Source organism: Bacillus sp. SN32 (genome assembly GCF_002837495.1).
In the GTDB taxonomy this organism is placed as follows: domain Bacteria; phylum Bacillota; class Bacilli; order Bacillales; family Bacillaceae; genus Bacillus; species Bacillus subtilis.
Genome location: NZ_PJCT01000002.1, coordinates 72,751 through 88,202, shown reverse-complemented (window position 1 = coordinate 88,202; position 15,452 = coordinate 72,751). Strand labels below are relative to the sequence as shown.

The window sequence follows — 15,452 nt, the reverse complement described above, 5'->3', positions numbered from 1 at the left end:
TGATTTGTATGCTCTCCTTTTCCCTTTTCATACCCTCTGCCGCGGCTGCCCAAACTGAAGAAAATACAGATGTCGCGCCAAACCAGTATGAGAAAAAAGACATCGAAATCGATACGAATTATTTGCATGAAGATACCTACTATGAAGAAAAAACAGAACTGCCTGAGGAACAGAAGGATATTACTTTTGATAAACCGAAGGACAAGGACGCCGAGCTGATAAAAGATTTGTTTACATCAACAAATGCCGAGGATTCCAACACGATTGCGGCCCAGTCGAAACAGCTTGGAATTACATTTGCTGAAAAACCAATAACAAAGACATCATCAACGGAAACAGAAGATGAACAAGAAACATCATCATTGCTGCTGCCGATGATCTATGTCGTACTGATCCTGCTCGGAATTGCAGGCATCGTGTTCCTCATCCCAAAAGTCACAGCGCAGGAAAACAAGAAGGCGTAGGCCGCGTGCTTGTGTTGTGTAAAAGCAGTGCCGTACAATAATAATGGAAAAGGAGGTTTCCAATGGAACTTTATATCATCACCGGAGCGTCAAAAGGGCTGGGTCAAGCCGTTGCATTACAGGCTTTAGAAAAGGGGCATGAAGTCCATACCTTATCCAGAACGAAAACAGATGTCTCTCACAAAAAACTAACGCAGCATCAAATAGACCTCATCAATCTTGAACAAGCTGAACAGCAATTTGAAACATTGCTCTCATCCATCGATCCAGATCGTTATTCTGGTATTACCCTTATCAATAACGCCGGAATGGTAACGCCGATCAAACGTGCCGGCGAAGCGTCTCTTGACGAGCTTCAGCGCCATTATCAGCTGAACCTGACTGCGCCCGTGCTTTTGAGTCAGCTGTTTACAAAACGGTTTGCTTCATACAGTGGCAAAAAGACGGTTGTTAACATTACTTCAGGAGCCGCCAAAAATCCATATAAGGGATGGAGCGCGTATTGCAGTTCAAAAGCCGGGCTCGACATGTTTACGAGGACATTCGGATTTGAACAGGAGGATGAAGAGCTGCCGGTGAACATGATTTCGTTCTCACCTGGAGTGATGGACACTGAGATGCAGGCCGTCATCCGTTCTTCATCGAAAAAGGATTTCCACCACATTGAACGATTCCGGAAATTAAATGAAACAGGAAGCCTTCGCAGTCCGGACTTTATTGCCGGCACGCTGCTTTCTTTACTAGAAAAAGGGACGGAAAACGGCCGCATTTATGATATTAAAGAGTTTTTGTAGAGCAGATATTTTCTGCTCTTTTTTTTATACAAAAGGCTACAGCCATCGCATTTTATTGAACAGCCACATATACTGACTGAAACGCTGCTTTTAGGGTATAACAATGATGATAAGAAGATCAAAATGATGTGACATAAGAATTGAGTTTCTCTGCAAATTATGTTAGGATTCTAAAAATATCTAAAGGAGGGGTTTCCATGAGAAAGGTTACATTAATGGATGTTTTCACCCATCCAATTGCACAAAAATATCTTCAGCGTTCCGGCGTGGCACATGCGATTGCCTGCGCTTATCATGCATACAGGCTGTCTGTGAAGGCTGACATTAATCCTGATTTAGCAGCAAAAGCGGCACTGCTTCATGACATCGGCCATTATGAATGGTATACAGACGGAAAGTGGGATTATGAGAAATACAAAAGAAATGACATTCATGCCATTAAAGGGGCGGAACGGGCGCATAAGCTTCTGATTCGGCTTGGCGAGGAACCGAAAGCGGCAAAAGAGATTGCACTAGCCATTTTGCTTCATACAGATTCCTATTTGCCTGAAGGCGAATTAGATAAAAACACGCTGCAGCAGATTGTCAAAAAAGCGGACGAACTGGATGAAGAGCCGGGCGGCCACCATCATTACCGCCAAATTGATCCTTCAACCGCACGAAAAAAAATAGAAAAGCTGGACCAATTAATCGACCAAGCCCAGGCATCCGTGATAAAGCCTGTATAAGTACGGAACAGCGCCAGCTTTCTTCGCTGTCTCCGCTTCATCGATACTTCCTTTACACCCGCTTCCAAACGTATTCTCCTAAAATCTCCGCACCCCTTTGTTTTATCAGGTAAGCCTGTGTCATTATCCATAAGCGCGGCATAAGCTGAGATAAAACACACAAAGGGGATAAAAGTATGGTCAACCAAGGTAGTCCGCAACTGGTCTCTTTAGTCGATCCTTATGTCTATCAGACCATTAAAAAGCTCATCGGCTCAAGGTTCGTTATACAGACAGTACGAGATACGGTCAGAGGCAGACTGATCGATGTAAAACCTGACCATATCACAATTGAAGGAGCCCGAAATTCTGTTTGTTTGATCAGAATCCAGCACATGATTTCCGTCACCCCAGATTACAGTGAGCGGGTCTAACAGTGCTTGCGCATGAAAAATAGGCGTACACCGGGACGTCCTATTTTTCAGTTAAGCGCTGTAAAAACGCACTATGATACATTGTTCCGTCAAGGTCAAAGCCGGCAAATTCCTGATAGTCACCATCTGAAAAACAGAAAGTGACACCGTACACCGTATAGCAGGAACGGACTGAAGCATGCTGGCAGACCCGAAAATGATAACCGTCTGAATCTTTTACATATAGCCGGGATTTCCCGGCAAATGGGGCACAGAGGTGTGCTGCCTCACCAAAACATTCGAATCCGGCGATTTTGCCGTCTTGGCTGATATCCAGCAGGAGACAATCATTGACTCTGAGCTCCTCAGTCCGTACATTCCTGTTCTTTTCCGGAGGAAGAACATAGATATAAGCCAGTTCTGAATCTGTATCGTATGTCACGGCCTTCATCACCAACACTCCTTTCATTATATTAAGAGTTCTGATATGAGTTCTTTTTTGTTACAATGATGGGGTATAAGTTCTTTTATCTGACAGACAAAGAAAAACTAGGAGGAACAAAGCTTGTTGAAATCAAAAGTCCATTTTTGGACATTGCAGATTTTATTTGTTTTGCTGATTATTTATGTAGCAACAAAAGTTTCATTTGTATTTCAGCCGTTTATTGTTTTTATCTCGACATTGTTTTTCCCGATGCTGATTGCGGGAATTTTGTATTTCATATTTAATCCGGTCGTCCGCCTGCTTGAGAAAAAAATTCCGCGGACATTATCCATTCTATTGATCTATTTACTGTTTATCGGTTTGCTTGCCTTTATTTCAGCGTCAGTCGGACCTATCATCACCTCACAGGTGACAGGGCTGTTTAACAACCTTCCTGATTATATAAAACAGATTCAGGCGCTGACAAAGGATTTGTCCCATTCTCAATGGTTTACCTGGATGATGAACCAGGATTATGTATCGATATCAAAAATTGAACAGTCATTGACAAGTTTTCTCCAAAACCTGCCGCAAAATATCACGTCCAGTTTATCTGCGGTGTTTGGCGTCGTGACAAACATCACGCTTGTTATTATTACTGTTCCATTTATCCTTTTTTACATGCTGAAAGACGGACACCGCTTTCCGCATTTGGCAGTAAAAATTCTACCGGCTTCTTATCGGACAGAAGGCTTAAAGATTTTTAAAGATTTATCCGATACGCTAGCGGCATATTTCCAGGGGCAGCTGCTAATCTGTCTTTTTGTCGGAACAGCGTGTTTTATCGGCTATTTAATTGCCGGACTGCCGTATGCCCTGATTCTTGGGATTGTCATGGCGATTACCAATATCATTCCCTATGTCGGGCCTTTTCTCGGTGCCGCGCCGGCTGTCATTGTCGGTTTTATGGACTCGCCGGCCAAAGCGCTGTTTGCGATTATTGTGGTCGTCATCGTTCAGCAGCTGGACGGAAACCTGCTGTCTCCTCTTGTGATCGGAAAGCGTCTGAATACCCATCCGCTTACGATTATTTTGCTGTTAATCGGAGCGGGAAGCTTCGGTGGAATTCTCGGCATGATTTTAGCGGTGCCGGTTTATGCGGTAGTGAAGGCGTTCTTCCTGAATATTGTCCGCTTGATCAAGCTGCGCCAGCGGTCACGACTCGAGGAAAACGCAAAGCCAGCTGAATAGGCGGGCACCATTAGCGGCTCTTTGCATATGATGCTGTAAATCAATGCGGAGGTGGGGAAATGCCTGCAATTGTGGGGCCGATTTATATCATGTCAGTTACGGGTAATGCCGCGGCAAGCTTTGGAGACGTATTTGCGATTTCGCCCAAAAGCGTCGCTCATTCAGGGGCGGGGTCAGGCGCATTTCAGCTTGGTGATTTTGTGAAGATTAACAACCAAACGAGTAAAACTCTCTTCAAAGATGCCGATATCACTGATGAAACAGTTTCGTTTAACGGGTAACAGCCTTTTCACAAGAGGCTGTTGCTTTTTTATTGTATAATATGGGTAGTCTTTGAATAGAGAGGTCATGTTATGAAAATCAGAAAAGCAAATATCAATACGCAAACCGGAATGATCACGGACGTGTATCTGCATGAAAACAGAAAAGAACTGCGCACGCTTGTAGCGGTACCGCAGCTGGAGTGGAGCACGATCATTTCCTATGAAGAAGATAAAGCAACTCTGCCTGAACGGCTGGAAGCGTCGTTGCGCCGGCATACAGAGGAAATCCCTGCTGGTGAGCTGGCCAAAAAAATCATTCATTGGGTAACAGAAATGTAAGCGGCGCTTGAAAGTTTAGCTCCTGCCTGATCAGGTGATAATGAAGACAAACAAGACGGGAGGACAGGCTTTTGAGTGAAGATAAAATGGATCTCTATTTGCAGCAAGGAATGTATGGGCCTTTGGAGACAAAACCTGACGAGCGCCATTTGTTTTTAGGCTCTTTAAGAGAAAGAGTCGTTTTGGCATTGACGAAAGGACAAGTGCTTAGAAGCAAACCGTATAAAGAGGCGGAACAAGAGCTGAAAAACAGCCATAACGTCACCCTTTTGATTAATGGAGAGCTTCAGTACCAGTCTTATTCTCCTTATATCCAAATGGCGAATCGATACGGAGTGCCCTTCAAGATTGTATCTGATCTTCAGTTTCATACGCCTTTAGGCCTCGTCATTGCGGCTGACATCGCTGTGAATCGTGAATTGATATATATTCAGGACGACATTTATAATCGGTCAGTGCTGAAATCTTAAGAGACAAACGGACCGTTTGTCTTTTTATTCATGGCAATTCACTTACAACTGGAGATAAGATATAATGTTCTCATACTGATGGCGGGGAGGCCGGCTATGAAAAAAGCACTTATTTGTATTGATTATACGAATGATTTTGTGGCGAGTGACGGAAAATTGACCTGCGGGGAGCCCGGCAGAATGATTGAAGAGGCGATCGTCAATTTAACTGAAGAATTCATCACAAACGGTGATTACGTCGTATTAGCAGTAGATTCTCATGATGAAGGGGATCAATATCACCCTGAAACCCGTCTTTTTCCTCCGCATAATATAAAAGGCACGGAAGGAAAAGATCTGTACGGAAAGCTTTTGCCTCTATATCAGAAACATGAACATGAACCTAATGTTTACTACATGGAAAAAACGAGATATTCTGCTTTTGCGGGAACTGATTTAGAGCTCAAACTCAGAGAGCGGCAGATTGGCGAACTGCATCTTGCCGGTGTCTGCACAGATATTTGTGTGTTGCATACAGCTGTTGACGCATACAACAAAGGTTTTCGGATTGTTGTGCATAAACAAGCTGTTGCCAGCTTTAATCAGGAGGGGCACGCATGGGCTCTTTCCCATTTTGCAAACAGCATCGGAGCGCAAGTGGCAGAGTAAGGAAGGGGAAAAACAGTGTTAGAGTACGGATTTAAAGATGACAGCCTGTCATTACATACAGACCTTTATCAGATCAATATGGCGGAAACGTACTGGAGAGACGGCATTCATGAAAAGAAAGCGATTTTTGAGCTGTTTTTCAGAAGGCTTCCGTTTGAAAATGGCTATGCCGTATTTGCGGGCTTGGAAAAAGCCATTGAATACTTGGAAAATTTCAAGTTTACGGATAGCGATTTGAGTTATTTACAGGATGAACTCGGGTATCATGAAGATTTTATTGAATATTTGCGCGGCTTATCTTTTACAGGTTCACTTTACTCCATGAAAGAAGGAGAACTCGTTTTTAACAATGAGCCGATTATGAGGGTGGAGGCACCCCTGGTAGAAGCGCAGCTGATTGAAACAGCTTTGCTCAACATTGTGAACTATCAAACATTAATCGCAACAAAGGCTGCCCGGATTAAAGGCGTCATCGGTGATGAAGTTGCGCTTGAATTCGGAACAAGACGGGCGCACGAAATGGATGCGGCCATGTGGGGAGCGAGAGCAGCCTTAATCGGCGGCTTTAGCGCGACAAGCAATGTAAGAGCCGGAAAGCGCTTTAATATCCCGGTTTCCGGCACACATGCGCATGCGCTTGTGCAGGCTTACCGCGATGAATATACAGCTTTCAAAAAATACGCGGAAACACATAAGGATTGCGTCTTCTTAGTTGACACGTATGACACGCTTCGTTCAGGCATGCCGAACGCGATTAGGGTTGCCAAGGAATTCGGCGACCGCATTAATTTCATTGGCATCCGTCTGGACAGCGGCGATTTGGCGTACCTGTCAAAAAAAGCCCGGAAAATGCTTGATGAAGCAGGATTTACAGATGCGAAGGTGATTGCTTCAAGCGATTTGGATGAGCACACCATTATGAATTTAAAGGCTCAGGGAGCGCGCATTGATGTCTGGGGTGTCGGTACGAAGCTGATCACTGCCTATGACCAGCCGGCTCTCGGCGCAGTTTATAAACTCGTTGCCATTGAAGAAGACGGGAAAATGGTCGACACGATCAAAATTTCGTCCAATCCTGAAAAAGTGACGACACCGGGCAGAAAGAAAGTCTACCGCATTATTAATCAGTCCAACCATCATTCTGAAGGCGACTATATTGCGCTTTATGATGAGCAGGTGAATGATCAGAAGCGGCTCAGAATGTTCCACCCGGTTCATACATTCATCAGCAAATTTGTCACGAATTTTTATGCGAAGGATCTTCATGAGCTGATTTTTGAGAAGGGTATTCTTTGCTACCAAAACCCTGAGATTTCAGACATACAGCAGTATGTGCAGGATAACCTCAGCCTGCTTTGGGAGGAATATAAGAGAATCAGCAAGCCGGAGGAATACCCGGTTGATTTAAGCGAGGACTGCTGGAGCAATAAAATGCAGCGGATCCACGAAGTGAAAAGCAGAATTGAAGAAGAGCTTGAGGAAGAATAAAGAAAAACTGGCCTTTCGTTCGCGAAGGGCCAGTTTTCTTTATGTATATATTATTTTTCATGTTTAGACAATTTTCGTCAAATTATTTGATATACTTAGGGATGAAAGCCGCGCGTATTGTAAGGGGGATAAATCAATGAGGGTGTTTGTTGCAAGACAGCCTATTTTTAATAGAAAAGAACAGGTTGTTGCTTATGAACTGCTGTATAGAGAAAGCGAAGAGAACGTGTATAGCGCTAAAGACGGCGATCAGGCAACAACTGATTTGGTGATCAACAGCTTTTTAAACATCGGAATTGAGAAGCTGACGGAAGGGAAACGCTGTTTTGTTAATTTTACGGAAAGCCTGATGTTTTCGAATCTTCCCACCTCCTTCAATCCGAAACAGCTTGTCATTGAAATCCTTGAAGATATACCGATCACGCCGGCCCTCATTTCTAGATGCAAAGAATTGAAAAAAATGGGGTATATGCTGGCGCTTGATGATTTTTATGCAATAAACCCGCAAGATGAGGACTTACTGGAAAAACTCATGAGCTATATTGACATATTGAAAATTGATTTTCTCAAAACAACACGAATGGAACGCAGAAAAATTTTGCAAACCTACGGCTGCCGCGGCCTGATTTTTTTAGCGGAAAAAGTAGAGACCCGAAAAGAATATAAACAGGCGGTCCAAGACGGCTTTCAATTATTCCAAGGCTACTTTTTCAGCGAGCCGCGCATCATCAGCGGGCATGACCTATCGACTCATTTCTATTCTTACTATGAACTGCTTAACGAACTGAGCAAAGAGCAGCCTAACATAAAGCGTGTGACAGAGTACATAGAGCGGGATTTATCACTGTCCTATCAGATTTTAAAATTTTTAAACTCATCCCACAGCCGTTTGAGCCAGAAAATTGAAAGCATTCAACAGGCCATTATGCTGCTGGGATTTAATGAAATCAAACGGTGGATATATATTCTTTCCTTTAAGGATTTAAGCAGGAAAGGGCATTCCAGCAAGCACGAAATCATTAAGATTTCTTTGATAAGAGCAAAGCTTTGCGAACTGCTGGCGAGAAAGACATCCCGTCCGCAGCCTGCTTCTTATATGTTGATCGGAATGTTTTCTCTCATAGACACCCTCCTGCATAGAGAAATAGAGGAAATTGTTCAAGAATTGCCTTTAAAAGATGAAGTCGGGCAAGCATTATTAGGCCATCAAAACGACTACTACCAAATGCTTGAGCTTGTGAAATTAATTGAAAGCAACAACTGGGACACTTGCTCGGAATTAGGCAATCAACTCGACAAAGAAGAAGCGTATGAATGTTATCTTGAGGCTCTGGAATGGTGTCATAATCTTATGGACGCAAAATGATTGCGGTCCTCTGACCACCGCAAAGCAAGAATCATTCGGCTTTGCGTTCCGATAAGGCTGATATAGATGCCGTCGGGATTAAAGACCGTATCCACTTCATGCCGGACGCCCAATTGTTTGATCAGGCGCTTGATGGTTTGTTTATCGGACTGTTCGGCTGCGGTCAGAATGCGGCGCGAGAGCTCCCGCGAGCCCGCAATGCGGCCGAGAACGAGCTGGGCATCCGCAAATATCCCTGCGGCCTGCTTCGCTGAACGGATAAAGGTATCAATATTGTTGGCAGGAGCGGGCGGACGGCGTACCTCATACGGATACACGTAAAACCAGGGATAACGATATCTCATGGGAGCACCTCACAAAAAAAAAGGATGTTTCTATATGTATAGATCCCTAATTGCCGAATATGACAAAGCGAAAAGGCCACAACTTTAGCGTTGCGGTCTTTTTCGGTGTTTGTCGGTCAGGAAACGCCAAGAATCGCATATTCAATTTTGAAAATACGGTATGAAGGACTATAGTCTTACTTAGTAAAAATGCGAAACACGTTAAAATCAAGGGAATTAAGAATCTTTCTCAATTTGAGCACATATAAACGCTCTTTCGCATAGAAAGATAGTCCCGTTCTTGTTGTGATCCCTTTGAGTATAAGGACCTATTGAGATTTGCGGTGTCACGCAGGACTTTTTTGCATACTTTTCGGTGAAAAATGAGCCGAAAGCAGATACACTATTAGTAACAGATCAAATACCTAGGACTCGTTCACCATACACAATTCATTGATCTTTCAAAAAAAGGAGTGTGGAAACGATGGAAAAGAAACTTGAAGAAGTAAAACAATTGTTATTCCGACTCGAACTTGATATTAAAGAAACGACAGATTCATTACGAAACATTAACAAAAGCATTGATCAACTCGATAAATACAATTATGCAATGAAAATTTCGTGAAAAAGACTTGGAAACAAGTCTTTTTTTTCGTTCTACCGATACAATAAATGGATAAAGTATTATATGATTGTTAAAAAACGAAAAACCTGCTGTCCTTTAAATGTCCCATTTAGTAAAATGGAATGGGAGGGGGGAAGTCGTTATTGAGCAGATATGTTTAGATTCTGGCCGGATCAAGGAGAAAATGAAGGAGATTGTAGATGAAAATATTTCAAATGAAGACTTAAAAACAAAACTTATTTCTTTTATTGAAGAAAAAAAACAATTTTCATTTGCAGAATTAGCTTATCACCATTACATAGCATTTGACGGAAAAGATGTTACAGCAATTGAGTTGTTGGCTTCTGGTATAGAACTTTTAATTTTATCTGCTGACATTTTTGACGATATTGAGGATAAGGACAATCTTCAGGCTTCTTGGATGAAAATAGATCCTTCGATAGTGATTAACGCAGCTACTACACTTTTTACATTAAGTTTGCAAGTGATAAGTTTAGTTTCAAACAATCCGCAACTTCTAAGTCTGACTTTACAATATTCACTTCAATCTTTACAAGGGCAACATGCAGATTTAAATGTAAAAATCTCTTCAGAATCAGAGTATATTGAAATGATTAAACTTAAGTCAGGTTCTCTTGTAACATTGCCTAGTGTTCTTGGTGTATATTTGGCAACTGGAGAAATTAATGAAACAGTCGAGGAGTATTCACTTTATTTGGGTATAGTCGAGCAAATTGCGAATGATCACCATGGGCTATATTATCCTGACAATAATGACATAAAAACTAGACACAATCTTGCCTTCTACTATCTAAAAAATAAATATAACCAATCATCGATTGACTTATTAAATTTTTATGCGCAAGAAAATAATCAGATAAATAATATGGAAGAATTGAAAAAGAAGCTACGAGAATCAGGTGTAATACAATATTTGAATGTTATTAAAAATATAGCATTGGAAAACTTTAAAGAATCATTCAAAAAACTGAAATTAGATGAACAAAGAAAGAATAAACTATTTGTTCAATTATTAAGGGGGAATTTAAATTGAAACATATTGATAAAATTATAAGCCATCTAGCAAACAACCCGGAAGCTTTTGATCAATTTAAGAATGGGAACTTAACCTTGCTAAATATAAATGAAAAAGAAAAGAAAGCAATATTATATGCGTTTGAAGAAGGAGAGGCACCAAGAACAAGCAATTGGCCCCCAATAGAAGCTATCAGTAATTTTTTTGAGGATGATAAAAGAAAAAGTTTAATTTAATTATGGGATGATGAGATGCACATAAATAATAATGTCTATAAATATTTGTCTCTAGCTTTTATCATTTTAAGCTTTGTTTATGTGATCTACCTCTCTTATATTTCTGTTTTTAATATCTTTGTAGGTGCGGATGTGAAGATTAATGAACAGGGTAAGTTAGAGGTTACCAAAGTTGTGGATTATGAATATTATTCAGGTGTAAAAAAAGGTGACATCATTCTTGAAGTGAATGGGCAAAAAGGAAGCGAAATCCAGTTAGAGAGCGGAAGATTGGTCAATGTAGAAAGCTTAACTGTTGAAAGAGATAATAAATCATTTCATTTACAAAATGTAAGCCTAATAAGTGAAGAAAATTTATTTATGTATCTCATTCCGCTCATATCTTATTCAATCTGTTTATTTTGTATATTTTTTGTTTACAGAATAAATAAAGTAAGAAAATCACCTTCTGCTTTTGTTTTAATCTTATTTTTGTTATTTGTATCAGTAGCATATGTAAGTGCCTGCGGGGCAAGAAGAGGTGAAGAGGTTAGCACTTATCTACTTGTCCTTACTTTAGTAAGTTGTCCAATTTTATATATACATTTCATATATAAATACTTTGCGGAATTGGGTACAAAGTTATTCAAAAAGAAGATTTTAATCATTATGTATATACTTCCACTCGTAAACCTGTTACTAGAAGCTGTTTTGAGTAATAGATTAAATTCTTCGGCTTTTTTGTCAAACTTGAACTTGATTTCCTTTTTTGTCCTAGTCCTTACTGTATCTATTCTTATCCATCAAGGGATTAGAAAAATCAAACAAAATGAGCAAAAGTCAATTTTGAAAATCCTTGCTTATATAAATATCCTGTCTTTTAGTCCTTTTATTATCTTTTTTGTTATTCCCTATGTGTTGTTTGATAAGTATCTTTCACCCTTTAGTTTGGCAGCTTTTACACTTGTTATACCTTTTTCTTTAGTGTATCAATTTATGACAAATAGACTTTATAATATTGACTTTGTTGTAGGACGGCTTAAATACTATGGATTTTTAGCCATTACACCTACTGTTATTGTGGTCACCATATTTAATTACATTCAAAAACCAGAAGATAACTTTTACTCCGTTAAACTAACAGTTGTAATATATTTGCTTATGTTTGCTGTCTTTTACTTTAAAGAAATCATTGATTTTCGTTTCAAGTTGAAAAGATTTACAGAGAAATTTAATTATCAAGATGGGATTTTTAAATTTACTCAGTTGATTAAGCAAGCATCATCAGTAGATCAAGTACTTAATCACTTTAAAAATACAATCCTAGAAGTATTAAACATAGATAATGCTTGCGTGTATGATAATTCTAAAGGGGAAATCACCCTTCTTAGTAAGAACAACTTTAAAGATTTGACTTATAAAAATCATGAGCAATATGTGAAAAATTTTTCTGGTGATATCGGTAAAATTAAAGAGTTTAAACAAGGTTTTATTATTAAAATAGGTGAACGAGGAGACAGATCATTTTTAGTACTCTGTTTCTCAAGTTATAATACTTTTAAATTAACAAGGGATGAAATTGCATGGCTTCAAACATTAGCGTTTTATACAAATGTCTCATTGGAAAACGTTATGAAAATCGAAGAATTGATGGTGCATCTTGAGGATTTAAAACAACAAGAATCCAACCCCGTATGGCTCAAAAAACTCATGTACACGATCGAAGAAAAACAACGCTCGGATCTCGCCCGCGATCTCCACGATTCGGTTCTTCAGGATTTGATTTCCTTAAAACGCCAGTGTGAGCTGTTTTTGGGTGATTTTAAGAAGGGTGATAATCCGTGCCGTGAAGAGGTGCAGGACAAGCTTGTACAGATGAATGAGCAGATGTCTGATGTGATTTCGATGACGAGGGAGACGTGTCATGAGCTGCGACCGCAGCTTCTGTATGATCTTGGGCTGGTCAAGGCGCTGTCGAAGTTGGTGGCGCAGCAGCAGGAGCGGGTTCCGTTTCATATTCGTTTAAATACCGGGAGATTTACGGCTTCCCTTGATCTGGATTCGCAGCTGAATTTGTACCGGATCATTCAAGAGTTTCTGTCTAATGCGGTCAAGCACTCTCAGGCGACGGATGTGCTGATTATGCTCATCAGTATTCAAAACAAAATCGTTCTTCATTATGAGGACGATGGCGTTGGGTTTGATCAGGAAAAGAATACTGAGCATTCCATGAGCATGGGGCTTTCTGGCATTAAGGAGAGAGTCAGGGCTTTAGATGGGCGCCTTCGGATTGAAACAAGTGAAGGAAAGGGCTTTAAGGCTGATATTGAAATCGAATTGTAATGGATTTATAACGGAAACGACTTGGCACAGGCCAAGTCTTTTTTATAAAATGGAAAAGAGTGAGTAAAAGGGAGGAAAACATGAAAAAGATACTAGTGATTGATGACCATCCGGCTGTCATGGAAGGCACCAAGACAATTTTGGAAACGGATTCGAATTTGTCTGTTGATTGTCTCAGTCCTGAACCGAGCGAACAGTTTATCAAGCAGCATGATTTCTCGTCATATGATCTCATTTTAATGGATCTGAATCTAGGCGGCGAGGTCAATGGGATGGAGCTTTCTAAACAGATTTTACAAGAGAATCCTCATTGTAAAATTATCGTGTATACCGGTTATGAGGTCGAGGATTATTTCGAGGAAGCGATTCGTGCGGGTCTGCACGGTGCCATCAGCAAAACGGAATCTAAAGAAAAGATCACCCAATACATATACCACGTACTCAACGGAGAAATTTTAGTCGATTTTGCTTACTTTAAACAGCTGATGACTCAGCAAAAAACAAAGCCGGCTCCTTCCTCTCAAAAAGAACAAGATGTGCTCACACCTAGAGAATGCCTGATTCTTCAAGAAGTTGAAAAGGGATTTACAAACCAAGAAATCGCAGATGCCCTTCATTTAAGCAAGCGGTCCATTGAATACAGCTTGACATCGATTTTCAATAAGCTGAATGTCGGTTCACGGACGGAAGCGGTTTTGATTGCGAAATCAGACGGTGTACTTTAAATGTTGGGGGTGTAGATGATGGATACGAAACACACATTGCTTGAAGCGCTTGGTATAGAGATTGTTGAAAACACAGCGGAACGATGCGTTGCGGTCATGCCGGTGGATCATCGGACGGTGCAGCCGTTCGGATATTTGCATGGGGGCGCTTCAGTGGCCCTGGCGGAAACAGCGGCGAGCGCAGGTGCACAGAACCTGATTGATCATTCAACACAGGCTTGTGTCGGTTTGGAGATTAACGCCAACCATTTAAAATCTGTAAAGGAAGGAACGGTAAAGGCGGTAGCCGAGCCCGTTCATATCGGCAGAACGACGATTGTCTATCACATTCACATATATGACGAGCAAGAGAGGCTGATCTGTATATCCAGATGCACGCTGGCTGTCATCAAGAAATAAAAAAACAGCCGGAACTCTGCCTGTCCGGCTGCTTATTTTTATAAATAAGAATCCTCTTTTCGTTTAATCACAAAGTTTCTGATTCCGTTATAGTCATCCTGTACGCTTCTCTCATCAAGCTTGACGCCGGAGTTATACGCAGCACGGCAGATCAAGTGCCCGCCGATAGGCGACGTAATAAAGATAAAGAGAATCCCAAGCAGGATTTTAGCGGAGAGTTCCCCCGTCACAAACCACAAATAGAAGAAGACACCGAGCAGAATCATATTGACACCCAATGTTGAGCCTTTAGAAGCAGCATGAGCGCGTGTAAACACATCGGGAAGGCGAAGTACGCCAAATGAAGCAATGAGGCATATTAGAGCACCCAGCAAAATGAATACAGCCACAACGACCTTAGCGGTTTCGATCATTTTCGATAATCTCTCCTTTCTCCAGGAACTTGGAAAATGCGATCGTTCCAATAAACGATAAAATCCCCAGCAGCAAAATAATATCCAAAAACGCACTTGTTTTCAGCAAAATGGAGACAAGCGCCGTGATTGCGATCAGATTGATGCCGATTGCATCCAGAGCCACGACCCGGTCAGGCACAGTCGGCCCTTTAATGACACGAATGACATACAAAAAGGTAGACACTGCCATAATGCCGAGCGCGATTTGCAGGATCAGCGTAAACATCACCGGCTCACCTCCTGTATGGCTTTTTCAAATGACTCCCGAATGTCAAAAATCGCTTTTTCCGCATCCTCGATATCCATTGCATGAATATAAAGTATTGTTCTGTCATCTGAAATATCCATCACCAAGGTTCCCGGCGTTAATGTAATGAGCAGAGAAAGCAGGGTGATTTCCCAGTCCTTCGTCAGTTCAGTTTTAAAAGCAAAAATACCCGGTCTGATATTCAGTTTTGGAGATAAGACTGATTTCATCACACTGACATTGGCAAGGTACAGTTCCTTTATAAAAATGAAACAGAGCTTGATGATAGAAATCAATTTCCATAGATAAAACTGGCGAGTGAAAAAGCGCCGGAAGAAAAAGAGAGAGAGCATTCCCAGAATATAGCCTGTAATGAATCCTGCGGCGCTTGGACTGTTGCTTAAGAACATCCAGCAAAAAGCGAGAAACACATTTAATAAAATTTGAAATGCCATGC

The 15,452-nt window shown here is 41.1% G+C and carries 22 protein-coding genes and 1 pseudogene; 17 read left to right on the top strand and 6 right to left on the bottom strand.

The window, feature by feature from the left end; genetic code table 11:
* The first annotated feature begins 8 nt into the window (after positions 1-8).
* The 4 genes from essA to CW370_RS08870 all read left to right on the top strand — a co-directional run bounded on the left by essA (position 9) and on the right by CW370_RS08870 (position 2,399).
* Entirely contained in the window at positions 9-464 is a 456-nt protein-coding gene (essA, locus tag CW370_RS08885) for a type VII secretion protein EssA (RefSeq protein WP_015251327.1), read from the top strand.
* Between the two features lie 62 nt (positions 465-526).
* Entirely contained in the window at positions 527-1,258 is a 732-nt protein-coding gene (locus CW370_RS08880) for a (S)-benzoin forming benzil reductase (RefSeq protein ID WP_101169586.1), read from the top strand.
* Positions 1,259-1,455: 197 nt separating this feature from the next.
* Positions 1,456-1,986 carry an HD domain-containing protein gene (locus CW370_RS08875; RefSeq protein ID WP_003244444.1) on the top strand — a complete coding sequence of 177 codons (531 nt, stop codon included), beginning with the start codon at positions 1,456-1,458 and terminating at the stop codon, positions 1,984-1,986.
* A gap of 176 nt (positions 1,987-2,162) precedes the next feature.
* Complete coding sequence (locus CW370_RS08870; protein WP_003220677.1) at positions 2,163-2,399, top strand: YuzF family protein; 237 nt, start codon at positions 2,163-2,165, stop codon at positions 2,397-2,399.
* 40 nt (positions 2,400-2,439) lie between these two features.
* Here the strand turns inward: CW370_RS08870 and CW370_RS08865 are convergent, their stop codons facing one another.
* Positions 2,440-2,829 (bottom strand): DUF2283 domain-containing protein, encoded by a 390-nt coding sequence (locus CW370_RS08865; RefSeq protein ID WP_024572555.1) that lies wholly within the window; start codon positions 2,827-2,829, stop codon positions 2,440-2,442.
* A gap of 114 nt (positions 2,830-2,943) precedes the next feature.
* Between CW370_RS08865 and CW370_RS08860 the strand changes: the two genes are divergently transcribed.
* The 7 genes from CW370_RS08860 (at position 2,944) to pdeH (ending at position 8,627) form a co-directional block, all read left to right on the top strand.
* The gene (locus CW370_RS08860) at positions 2,944-4,053 is read left to right on the top strand and encodes an AI-2E family transporter (protein ID WP_015483636.1); all 1,110 of its coding nucleotides are present in this window, start codon (positions 2,944-2,946) and stop codon (positions 4,051-4,053) included.
* 59 nt (positions 4,054-4,112) lie between these two features.
* Entirely contained in the window at positions 4,113-4,334 is a 222-nt protein-coding gene (locus tag CW370_RS08855) for a spore germination protein (RefSeq protein WP_015384524.1), read from the top strand.
* A gap of 72 nt (positions 4,335-4,406) precedes the next feature.
* Complete coding sequence (locus CW370_RS08850; RefSeq protein ID WP_021480501.1) at positions 4,407-4,655, top strand: YueH family protein; 249 nt, start codon at positions 4,407-4,409, stop codon at positions 4,653-4,655.
* A 71-nt stretch (positions 4,656-4,726) separates the two neighbouring features.
* On the top strand, positions 4,727-5,125 hold the full coding sequence (locus tag CW370_RS08845; RefSeq protein ID WP_024572554.1) for a YueI family protein: 399 nt from the start codon (positions 4,727-4,729) through the stop codon (positions 5,123-5,125).
* 96 nt (positions 5,126-5,221) lie between these two features.
* Positions 5,222-5,773, top strand: a complete 552-nt coding sequence (locus CW370_RS08840) for a cysteine hydrolase family protein (protein ID WP_014477836.1) — start codon at positions 5,222-5,224, stop codon at positions 5,771-5,773.
* A 15-nt stretch (positions 5,774-5,788) separates the two neighbouring features.
* A complete protein-coding gene (locus CW370_RS08835) occupies positions 5,789-7,261 on the top strand; it encodes a nicotinate phosphoribosyltransferase (RefSeq protein ID WP_003228788.1) in 1,473 nt (490 codons plus the stop codon).
* Between the two features lie 136 nt (positions 7,262-7,397).
* Positions 7,398-8,627: a cyclic di-GMP phosphodiesterase gene (gene pdeH, locus CW370_RS08830; protein ID WP_024572553.1), complete on the top strand. Its 1,230-nt coding sequence runs from the start codon at positions 7,398-7,400 to the stop codon at positions 8,625-8,627.
* Here the strand turns inward: pdeH and CW370_RS08825 are convergent.
* Positions 8,603-8,971 carry a hypothetical protein gene (locus CW370_RS08825; RefSeq protein WP_024572552.1) on the bottom strand — a complete coding sequence of 123 codons (369 nt, stop codon included), beginning with the start codon at positions 8,969-8,971 and terminating at the stop codon, positions 8,603-8,605. The genes pdeH and CW370_RS08825 overlap by 25 nt on opposite strands.
* 179 nt (positions 8,972-9,150) lie before the next feature.
* Positions 9,151-9,213 (bottom strand): annotated as a pseudogene (locus CW370_RS21530) (hypothetical protein); the annotation flags it as partial.
* Between the two features lie 221 nt (positions 9,214-9,434).
* On the opposite strand from CW370_RS21530, the gene degQ reads away from it, so the two are divergent.
* The 6 genes from degQ (at position 9,435) to CW370_RS08795 (ending at position 14,293) form a co-directional block, all read left to right on the top strand.
* Positions 9,435-9,575, top strand: coding sequence for a degradation enzyme regulation protein DegQ (gene degQ, locus CW370_RS08820; protein ID WP_003220708.1), 141 nt, complete (start codon positions 9,435-9,437; stop codon positions 9,573-9,575).
* A gap of 184 nt (positions 9,576-9,759) precedes the next feature.
* Entirely contained in the window at positions 9,760-10,629 is an 870-nt protein-coding gene (locus tag CW370_RS08815) for a polyprenyl synthetase family protein (protein ID WP_024572551.1), read from the top strand.
* Positions 10,626-10,847, top strand: a complete 222-nt coding sequence (gene comX, locus CW370_RS08810; RefSeq protein ID WP_024572550.1) for a competence pheromone ComX — start codon at positions 10,626-10,628, stop codon at positions 10,845-10,847. The genes CW370_RS08815 and comX overlap by 4 nt, the downstream gene beginning before the upstream one ends.
* Positions 10,848-10,862: 15 nt before the next feature.
* A complete protein-coding gene (locus CW370_RS08805) occupies positions 10,863-13,169 on the top strand; it encodes a sensor histidine kinase (RefSeq protein ID WP_101169585.1) in 2,307 nt (768 codons plus the stop codon).
* Between the two features lie 80 nt (positions 13,170-13,249).
* Complete coding sequence (comA, locus tag CW370_RS08800) at positions 13,250-13,894, top strand: two-component system response regulator ComA (RefSeq protein WP_003220716.1); 645 nt, start codon at positions 13,250-13,252, stop codon at positions 13,892-13,894.
* An 18-nt stretch (positions 13,895-13,912) separates the two neighbouring features.
* Positions 13,913-14,293 carry a hotdog fold thioesterase gene (locus CW370_RS08795; RefSeq protein WP_014477831.1) on the top strand — a complete coding sequence of 127 codons (381 nt, stop codon included), beginning with the start codon at positions 13,913-13,915 and terminating at the stop codon, positions 14,291-14,293.
* A gap of 38 nt (positions 14,294-14,331) precedes the next feature.
* Here CW370_RS08795 and mnhG read toward each other — a convergent pair whose 3' ends face one another.
* From mnhG to CW370_RS08780, 3 genes are read right to left on the bottom strand one after another with little or no spacing between them, the layout of a single operon-like run.
* Complete coding sequence (gene mnhG, locus CW370_RS08790) at positions 14,332-14,706, bottom strand: monovalent cation/H(+) antiporter subunit G (protein ID WP_003244302.1); 375 nt, start codon at positions 14,704-14,706, stop codon at positions 14,332-14,334.
* Positions 14,690-14,974: a Na(+)/H(+) antiporter subunit F1 gene (locus CW370_RS08785; RefSeq protein ID WP_003228814.1), complete on the bottom strand. Its 285-nt coding sequence runs from the start codon at positions 14,972-14,974 to the stop codon at positions 14,690-14,692. The genes mnhG and CW370_RS08785 overlap by 17 nt, the downstream gene beginning before the upstream one ends.
* Positions 14,974-15,450, bottom strand: coding sequence for a Na+/H+ antiporter subunit E (locus tag CW370_RS08780; RefSeq protein WP_003228815.1), 477 nt, complete (start codon positions 15,448-15,450; stop codon positions 14,974-14,976). The genes CW370_RS08785 and CW370_RS08780 overlap by 1 nt, the downstream gene beginning before the upstream one ends.
* Positions 15,451-15,452: the final 2 nt, after the last annotated feature.

Coding starts and splice junctions, on each gene's coding strand:
- essA (WP_015251327.1), top strand. CDS start 9: ATGCTCTCCTTTTCCCTTTTCATACCCTCTGCCGCGGCTGCCCAAACT.
- CW370_RS08880 (WP_101169586.1), top strand. CDS start 527: ATGGAACTTTATATCATCACCGGAGCGTCAAAAGGGCTGGGTCAAGCC.
- CW370_RS08875 (WP_003244444.1), top strand. CDS start 1,456: ATGAGAAAGGTTACATTAATGGATGTTTTCACCCATCCAATTGCACAA.
- CW370_RS08870 (WP_003220677.1), top strand. CDS start 2,163: ATGGTCAACCAAGGTAGTCCGCAACTGGTCTCTTTAGTCGATCCTTAT.
- CW370_RS08865 (WP_024572555.1), bottom strand. CDS start 2,829: ATGAAGGCCGTGACATACGATACAGATTCAGAACTGGCTTATATCTAT.
- CW370_RS08855 (WP_015384524.1), top strand. CDS start 4,113: ATGCCTGCAATTGTGGGGCCGATTTATATCATGTCAGTTACGGGTAAT.
- CW370_RS08850 (WP_021480501.1), top strand. CDS start 4,407: ATGAAAATCAGAAAAGCAAATATCAATACGCAAACCGGAATGATCACG.
- CW370_RS08840 (WP_014477836.1), top strand. CDS start 5,222: ATGAAAAAAGCACTTATTTGTATTGATTATACGAATGATTTTGTGGCG.
- pdeH (WP_024572553.1), top strand. CDS start 7,398: ATGAGGGTGTTTGTTGCAAGACAGCCTATTTTTAATAGAAAAGAACAG.
- CW370_RS08825 (WP_024572552.1), bottom strand. CDS start 8,971: ATGAGATATCGTTATCCCTGGTTTTACGTGTATCCGTATGAGGTACGC.
- degQ (WP_003220708.1), top strand. CDS start 9,435: ATGGAAAAGAAACTTGAAGAAGTAAAACAATTGTTATTCCGACTCGAA.
- CW370_RS08815 (WP_024572551.1), top strand. CDS start 9,760: ATGAAGGAGATTGTAGATGAAAATATTTCAAATGAAGACTTAAAAACA.
- CW370_RS08805 (WP_101169585.1), top strand. CDS start 10,863: ATGCACATAAATAATAATGTCTATAAATATTTGTCTCTAGCTTTTATC.
- comA (WP_003220716.1), top strand. CDS start 13,250: ATGAAAAAGATACTAGTGATTGATGACCATCCGGCTGTCATGGAAGGC.
- CW370_RS08795 (WP_014477831.1), top strand. CDS start 13,913: ATGGATACGAAACACACATTGCTTGAAGCGCTTGGTATAGAGATTGTT.
- mnhG (WP_003244302.1), bottom strand. CDS start 14,706: ATGATCGAAACCGCTAAGGTCGTTGTGGCTGTATTCATTTTGCTGGGT.
- CW370_RS08785 (WP_003228814.1), bottom strand. CDS start 14,974: ATGTTTACGCTGATCCTGCAAATCGCGCTCGGCATTATGGCAGTGTCT.
- CW370_RS08780 (WP_003228815.1), bottom strand. CDS start 15,450: ATGGCATTTCAAATTTTATTAAATGTGTTTCTCGCTTTTTGCTGGATG.